The sequence below is a fragment of the Synechococcus sp. BA-120 BA3 genome, assembly GCF_034931285.1.
Classification (GTDB): Bacteria; Cyanobacteriota; Cyanobacteriia; order PCC-6307; family Cyanobiaceae; genus Cyanobium.
The window spans coordinates 1-7,652 of record NZ_JAYGHZ010000314.1 but is presented as its reverse complement, the minus strand read 5'-3'; the positions used below and the strand labels follow the sequence as shown (position 1 = coordinate 7,652).

Annotated in this window: 7 protein-coding genes; 5 read left to right on the top strand and 2 right to left on the bottom strand. The window is 68.4% G+C overall.

The annotated features are described in order from the left end of the window. Nucleotides 1–222 precede the first annotated feature (222 nt). Together VB737_RS13025 and VB737_RS13020 are read right to left on the bottom strand one after the other, a co-directional pair. Nucleotides 223–552 (bottom strand): hypothetical protein, encoded by a 330-nt coding sequence (locus tag VB737_RS13025; RefSeq protein WP_500313564.1) that lies wholly within the window; start codon nt 550–552, stop codon nt 223–225. 313 nt (nt 553–865) lie between these two features. Continuing rightward, on the bottom strand, nt 866–3,217 hold the full coding sequence (locus tag VB737_RS13020) for a S8 family serine peptidase (RefSeq protein ID WP_500313562.1): 2,352 nt from the start codon (nt 3,215–3,217) through the stop codon (nt 866–868). Between the two features lie 102 nt (nt 3,218–3,319). Here VB737_RS13020 and VB737_RS13015 point away from each other — a divergent pair, with 102 nt between their 5' ends. The 5 genes from VB737_RS13015 to VB737_RS12995 form a co-directional block, all read left to right on the top strand. After that, the gene (locus tag VB737_RS13015) at nt 3,320–4,045 is read left to right on the top strand and encodes a polysaccharide deacetylase family protein (RefSeq protein WP_500313560.1); all 726 of its coding nucleotides are present in this window, start codon (nt 3,320–3,322) and stop codon (nt 4,043–4,045) included. 57 nt (nt 4,046–4,102) lie between these two features. Continuing rightward, complete coding sequence (lpxD, locus tag VB737_RS13010; RefSeq protein ID WP_500313559.1) at nt 4,103–5,131, top strand: UDP-3-O-(3-hydroxymyristoyl)glucosamine N-acyltransferase; 1,029 nt, start codon at nt 4,103–4,105, stop codon at nt 5,129–5,131. A 29-nt stretch (nt 5,132–5,160) separates the two neighbouring features. Next, nucleotides 5,161–6,243, top strand: a complete 1,083-nt coding sequence (gene leuB, locus VB737_RS13005) for a 3-isopropylmalate dehydrogenase (RefSeq protein WP_500313557.1) — start codon at nt 5,161–5,163, stop codon at nt 6,241–6,243. Between the two features lie 80 nt (nt 6,244–6,323). Further along, nucleotides 6,324–7,226 (top strand): phosphoribulokinase, encoded by a 903-nt coding sequence (locus tag VB737_RS13000; RefSeq protein WP_500313555.1) that lies wholly within the window; start codon nt 6,324–6,326, stop codon nt 7,224–7,226. Between the two features lie 78 nt (nt 7,227–7,304). Next, nucleotides 7,305–7,652, top strand: a 348-nt coding sequence (locus VB737_RS12995) for a hypothetical protein (protein ID WP_500313553.1), incomplete at its 3' end; no start/stop codon positions are given.

Genomic DNA, 7,652 nt, shown 5'->3' with positions numbered 1-7,652 from the left:
CAACTCGCTCAGGCCGCACTCGGCCCTCCAGGGACTGACGCCCCTGGAAGCAGCTCAGCAGGGAGCTGCAGCATGACCACATCCACCCACTCTCATTCACCCTGGACCGATAAAGGGGGTCACGTCACCATGGTGCCGAGTTCCTTGCTGAGTGAGGAACAAAGATTCTCAGCCTAGCGCTCCGGTTCAGCGGCTGCGGAACGTCGTCCGCTGTTCCGGTAGTTAGGCTTCGCATGCACTTTTGAACAACTGGAGTGCTTGAGACCAAGCGTTCATCATTGCCTCAAATGCCTCATCGGCCACCATGACAACCTCAAGCGTCGTGACATCCCCTTCTTTCCTAAAGAAATAATCTTCTCGCGAACCGATCCACTTTCGCATCATCTGATCGGTTAGTGGTACTTCAATATTTTGAGGATTGACCATGGCGACATGTTTCATCTTGATGGTTTCATGGGGCACGATCCTTTCGATAAGTACTTTCGTGCCACTTTGGGTTTTGTCAAAAAATGAGATGTGTTGCCCCTCTTTCCACTCTCCTTCGTAGGTCATGCCTTCACCTCAGGCCTTTGCCCAAGCTGGGTACACTTCTTTGTCCAGTAGCTTTTCGTAAACCAGATTGACGGGTTTGTTGATCTTGATTGAATAAGTTAACCGTTTCATGACTTGTCTCTCGGCTGAGGCTGCATAAGTTGATCAGCTGCATAAGTTGATCATAGGTGGCTTCCCTGAGCCACACCTCATGAGCCACCCCTATCCGTGAAACACCCAGCAGCTGAATCTCAATCGCTGAGAGCCTCACCCCCACCCTGCTTGGCGTCTCGTATCGGCGCAACCTAGCCGTGGTTCACGGACCCGTGAACCCTCAGGTCTCCAGCAACATCCTCGACAGATTCGGTAGGCCAGCCCCCTGGTGGTAGCGGTCCCGTTGCAGGTCGGTGCAGTGCTCCAGCAGGATCCGCTTCACCCGGTCGGGATAGCCGATGAATTCGCTGCGCACCGAGAGGAAGGCGGCCAGCAGGCCGGAGACGTGCGGCGCCGCCATGCTGGTGCCCGACAGCGCTACATAGAGCTCATCGAGGCTCTTGCCCTTGTCGCGGTTGGGGGTGCGTTTCGGGTCGCTGCTGCTGCGGCACGAAAGGATCCGCTCCCCGGGGCCCACCACGTCGGGCTTGAGGCGGCCATCGGCGGTGGGGCCCCGCGAGGAGAAGTAGGAGGTGCCGTAGCGGTGCGGCAGGGTCGGGTGCACCGAGCCCACGGCGATCGCCTCATCGAGGTTGGCCGGATCGCCGATTGACAGATCGAACGAGCGTGTGGCGCTGAAGCCGTCCACGACGATGTCGCCGCTGCCCTCGTTGCCCGCCGCCAGCACCACCAGCACCCCCTGGCGCACCAGCCGCAGCAGGGAGGCGCACAGGGGAGAATCGCCGCAGCCGAAGCTCGCCGGATCGAACGGTCCCCCCAGGCTTAGGTTCACCCCCTGGACCGCCAGGCGCCGTCCCTCCTGGTTCTGCCGCCAGATGTGGTCGATCGCCTTGATGATCCAGGCGTCGTAGCCGCCGCCGTTGTCGGCCAGCACCTTGTAGCTGACGATCCGGGCCCGGGGGGCCATGGCCAGCATGTCCGGGCCGTCATCGCCCCCCACCGACAGCAGCCCTCCGGCGATGATCCCCGCCACATGGGTGCCGTGGCCGTTGGCATCGTTGCCGCTGCCCGGTTTCACCGCCCCCCGCGCGGTGCAGTCCCATTCGGCGGCGATCGTTCCGTTCGGGGCGAGGCCGGCGTTATGGAAATGGGGGTGTTGCCGGTCGATGCCGGTGTCGAGCACCGCCCAGGTGATCCCCTGGCCGCAGGCGTTGTAGCCCAGCTGGGCGGTGCGGGCCTGCACCGTGTGGATCGAATCGTGCATCAGCGCCTTCTTGCGGCTGTTGCTGAACATCCGGTACACCGCCGGCGAGGTGGCGCCGTACTGGCGGCTCATCGCTCCCGCCAGCGTCTCCACTTCGGCGCGGGTCAGGTTCACCGCCACGTAGCGATCCAGCTGGTCTTCCAGAAACACCGTCTCGGCGGTGATCGGACCCTGCAGCACATGCGTCCGGATCCACTCCAGCACAGCGTCCCGCGCCTTCTGGAGCGAATCACCCACCTCGGCGGCCCCCGCCGAGCGATCCGCCAGCTCGATCAGCACCGGCACCCGGGCCGTGGCCTCCACATCCAGCGCATCGGCCAGGCTCCTGGCCACCGTCATCGGGCTCACCGGCTGGAAGCGGGAGCGATCCAGCGCGGCCATCACCGTCTCCTGGGTCGACTGGCGCGACAGGTAGCGGCTGGCGGAATGGGCCTTGCTGGGCGGCCACACCACCCCCACCACCCGTTCATCGACGATCTTCGGCTTGCCGGCGGCGCTGTATTCATCGGCCAGGCTCTGGTCAAGGCAGACGATGTCGCCGTCCTGGGCGATGTTCACCCAGCGCTTCACGCCGGCGGGGATGGGGAGCTTCTTGCCGTGCCACTTCTGCAGCACGTCGGTCACCTGGGGCAGCCCCAGCGGCGAGCCGATCGTCACGTACAGATCCACCTCCAGGGCGGCGCCCAGCTCCATCAGCGCCTGGTAGGTCACCATGCTCCCCTGGCTGTGTCCCACCACCACGAAGGGACCGCCGCCGGTGCTGATCCGGTCCTTCACCGTCTGCACCATCCGCTGCCGCTTGGTCTTGTTGAACAGGAAATCGTTCACATCCGCCAGGAACGCCTTGGTGAACATCGCCGTCACCGGGCTCCACAGCCCCTTCGCCTCCACCGAGAGCGTCGCCGGTCCTCCCATCGGCGCCCCCCGCTGGGCCGCCGTCTGGGCGGCCGCCTCCAGCTGGGCCGTCAGCGCCTCCACGAACGCCTGCGACGCTTCCGGCGCGTCGCTGTCCTGGATCGAGGCGGCCAGCAGCGCCTCCGAGCCCGGCTGCAGCGTCGCTCGGTCGTCACCGATCGCCCGGGTGGAGAAGCCCGCCGTCTCCGGGTAGCGCTCCCGGTCGACCCAGTAGGCCATGCGGGTGCGCTCCCCCTGGTCGGCGCCGAACAGGGCCCGGTCCCACTCCGAGCGCAGCACCCCTTCAGGGGGCATGTTGGAGATTCCGTGGCAGTAGATCACCGTGCGGGCCTGTCCCCGCGTGGTGGGGGCGCTGGCGTTGCCGGCGGCGGCGGCTTTCTTCGGGGCGGTCATGGTGGCGCACAGGAAGGGAACCGACCCCCGCCCTAGCCAGCCCGGCCGCCTCCGGGCCACGAGCCACCGCCGCTGTCATCGTTCTTGAGGCCGCTCCCGCCCATGACCCTGCTGCTGTCCGTTCTGGCCGTGGTGCTGCTGCTCGATGTGGTGGTGCTGGTGGTGCTGCTGCCCTCCCTGCTGATCCGCCTGCTGCTGGTTCCGCTGTGTCCGGAGGTGGTGTGGTGCGGCCGGGGCCGGCAGAAGCGGCTGGCCCTCACCATCGACGACGGCCCCAGCGGCCCCGGTTCGGAGGCCCTGCTGGCGCTGCTGCGGGAGCTCGAAGTGCCGGCCACCTTCTTCCTGATCGGCACCCACCTCGAGCGCGACCAGCGCTTCCCCCGCCGCGCCCTGCAGCAGGGACACGACCTCGGCAACCACCTCTGGCGCGACGCGTCCTCCGCGTCCCTGCCGCCGCCGCTCTTCCAGCAGCAGCTGGCCGATACCGAGCGGGCCATCGCCCGGGCCGCTGCCCCCGCCAGCCTGCGCTGGCGCTGGTTTCGCCCCGGCCAGGGCTGGTTTCATCGGCCCATGCTCGATGCCCTGGCGGCCCGCTCCTACCGCCTGGTGCTGGGATCGATCTTCCCCTGGGACACCCTGCGGCCGCCCCTCTGGTTCGTGCGCCTGTTCGTGCGCCTCAATGCCCACCCCGGCGGGATCCTGGTGCTGCATGACACCCCGGGCCTCAGCGGCCGCACCCTGGACACCCTGCGCTGCATCGTTCCCGACCTGCGCCGCCGCGGCTACCGCTTCGTGCCCCTCAAGGAGCTGCTCGACCCGGCCCCCTGATCCGTCGTCCGCCGGTGGCTGTGGGGCCTACGATCCGGGCCGTCCGCCCCCTGGGGAATGCGCTTCAGCAGCCTGCTCACCCGGATCGGCGCCGTGCAGGACGGCAGCCCGCGGGACCTGGCGGGGGATCCGGAGATCACCGGGGCCGAAGCCCTGGATCGCGCCGGCCCCGGCCAGCTGGCCTTCCTCGAGCCCGGCAACGCCCTGGCGGCCGCCCTCTCCGCCAGCGGCGCCGCTGCGCTGCTGCTGCCCCTCGACGCAGAAATTCAGCAGCTGGCCAGCGAGCGCGGCCTGGCCTGGGTGGCCCTCGCCAACCCCCGGCTCGGCTTCGCCGAAGCCCTGGCTGCCCTGCATCCGCCCACGCCGAAGCCCCCGGGGATCCACCCCAGCGCCGTCATCGACCCCAGCGCGGCTGTGGCCGCCGATGTCCACGTCGGCGCCCATGGGGTGATCGGCGCCGGCAGCGTCGTGGCCGCCGGCTGCGTGCTCCATCCCGGCGTCGTTCTGTATGAGGATGTGCAGCTGGGTGAGGGCTGCGAGATCCACGCCAACGCCGTGCTCCACCCCGGCAGCCGCCTCGGGGCGGGGTGCGTCATCCAGTCCCAGGCGGTGATCGGCGCCGAAGGCTTCGGCTTCGTTCCCACCGCTTCGGGCTGGGTGAAGATGCCCCAGACCGGCCGGGTGGTGCTCGAAGACAGCGTTGAGGTGGGCTGCGGCTCCACCATCGATCGCCCCGCCGTCGGTGAGACCCGCATCGGTGCCGGCACCAAGATCGACAACCTCGTCCACGTCGGCCACGGCGTGATCACGGGCAAGGGCTGTGCCCTGGCCGCGCAGGTGGGCATCGCCGGCGGCGCCGTGCTCGGCAACGGCGTCATCCTTGCCGGCCAGGTGGGCGTGGCCAACCGGGCCGTGATCGGCGACCGGGCCATCGCCTCCTCCAAGTCCGGCATCCACGGGGAGATCGCCGCCGGCGAGGTGGTGAGCGGCTATCCCGCCATCCCCAACCGGCTCTGGCTGCGCTGCTCCGCTGTCTTCAACAAGCTGCCCGAGATGGCCCGCACCCTGCGGCAGCTGCAGAAGTAGCCTCGCCTGCTGCCCGGCCCCCCTTCGCGATGACCAGCTACAGGATCACCCTGCTCGCCGGGGACGGCATCGGCCCGGAGATCACCGCGGTGGCCCGCACCCTGCTGGAGGCGGTGAGCGGCCGCCACGGCTTCAGTCTGGTCTTCGATCCGCAGCCCGTCGGCGGCGCCGCCATCGACGCCACCGGCGAGCCCCTGCCCGCCGCCACCCTGGAGGCCTGCCGGTCCTCCGATGCGGTCCTGCTCGCGGCGATCGGCGCCCCCCGCTTCGATGCCCTGCCCCGGGAGCAGCGCCCCGAGAGCGGCCTGCTGGCCCTGCGCTCCGGCCTGGGGCTGTTCGCCAACCTGCGGCCCGTGAAGATCATTCCGGCCCTGGCCGGCGCCAGCAGCCTGCGCCCCGAGGTGATCGAGGGGGTGGATCTGCTGGTGGTGCGCGAACTCATCGGCGGCATCTACTTCGGCACCCCCAAGGGGCGCATCGAGGCGGACGGCGGTGTGCGCGCCTTCAACACCATGGTCTACAGCGACCACGAGGTGGACCGGATCGCCCGGGTGGGCTTCCGCCTGGCGGCCGCCCGCCGCGGCCGGCTCTGCTCGGTCGACAAGGCCAACGTGCTCGATGTCAGCCAGTTGTGGCGTGACCGGGTGGAGGCGATCCACACCGAGTTCCCCGACGTCGAACTCAGCCACATGTACGTCGACAACGCCGCCATGCAGCTGGTGCGCGAGCCGCGCCAGTTCGACGTGCTGCTCACCGGCAACCTCTTCGGCGACATCCTCTCGGATGAGGCCGCCATGCTCACCGGCTCGATCGGCATGCTCCCCTCGGCCTCCCTCGGCTCCGAGGGGCCGGGTCTGTTCGAGCCGGTGCACGGCTCCGCCCCCGACATCGCCGGCCAGGACAAGGCCAACCCGATCGCCATGGTGCTGTCCGCCGCCATGCTGCTGCGGGTGGGCCTGCAGCAGGAGGCCGCCGCCGCCGACCTGGAGGCCGCCGTCGACCGGGTGCTGGCCGCCGGCTACCGCACCGGCGACCTGCTCATGGGCGAGGGCTGCACCCGGCTGGGCTGCCAGGCCATGGGCGAGCAGTTGCTGGCGGCCCTGCCGGCCTGAAGGCCCCCCTCAGGTAACGGGCTCGGCAGGAGCGGGCCGGCGACCTGCCAAACTCACAGCCTCTCAACCCCCCTGCGTCGATGTCGAAGCGTCACCCGGTCGTGGCTGTCACCGGTTCCTCGGGAGCGGGAACCAGCACCGTCAAACGGGCCTTCGAGCACATCTTCTCCCGCGAGGGCATCATCCCGGCGGTGGTGGAGGGCGACAGCTTCCACCGCTTCGAGCGGGGCCCGATGAAGCAGGCGATGGCCGAGGCCCAGGCCCGCGGCGAGAACTTCTCCCACTTCGGCCCCGAGGCCAACATCTTCGACAAGCTCGAAGAGCTGTTTCGCACCTACAGCGAGACCGGCGGTGGCGACCGTCGCTACTACCTGCACTCAGTGGAGGAGGCGGCCGAGCACAACGCCCGCCTCGGTACCAGCCTGGAGCCGGGCCAGTTCACCCCCTGGGAGCCGATCCCCAGCGAAACCGATCTCCTCTTCTATGAGGGCCTGCACGGCGGCGTGGTGGGCGAGGGCTACGACGTGGCGGCTCTGGTGGATCTGCTGATCGGCGTGGTGCCGATCGCCAACCTGGAGTGGATCCAGAAGATCTCCCGCGACAACGCCGAGCGGGGCTACTCGGCCGAAGCGATCGTCGACACGATCCTGCGCCGCATGCCGGACTACATCAATCACATCTGCCCCCAGTTCAGCCGCACCGACATCAACTTCCAGCGGGTGCCCACGGTGGACACCTCCAACCCCTTCATCTGCCGCAACATCCCCAGCCCGGACGAGAGCTTCGTCATCATCCACTTCCGCAAGGGGGCCCGTGAGAAGTGGGGCATCGACTTCTCCTACCTGCTGCGCATGATCCACGATTCCTTCATGTCCAGCCCCACGAGCATCGTGGTGAACGGCGGCAAGATGGGCTTCGCCATGGAAATCATCCTCACGCCGATCATCCACAAGATGATCGAGGAGAAGAAGAATCTCGGCTGAAACCCACGGCTGAGATGACGGGCTGAAGATCGATCTCTCGATCTTCCTTTCGGCCCTAAGATCCCCCGAAAGGAATCGGTGAATCCCATCACCGCCCAGCCCCCCACCATCCACCCGCCCGGCCAGGGCACGCCCCCATCCGGAACCCCTTCCTTCGTGATCCGGGGCGGGGAGTCCTCGGCCTCCCCCTCGGCCGGCTCCCTGCGCCTCGATCGCATCAACAGCGCCGAACTGCTGCGCTGCTCGCGCCGGGTCTACTTCCGCTTTCTGGAGGCCTGCCCCACCGCCCCCGAGCCGCTGGGGGTGGTCCTGCTCGGCGCTGGCCCCCAGGGGCGGGTGGTGTTCGAGCTGCCCATCCTGCTGCCGGACGAGCAGTTCGTGCCGATGGAGCTGCTGCGCCCCCGCTCGGCCCGGGGCCGCAGCAGC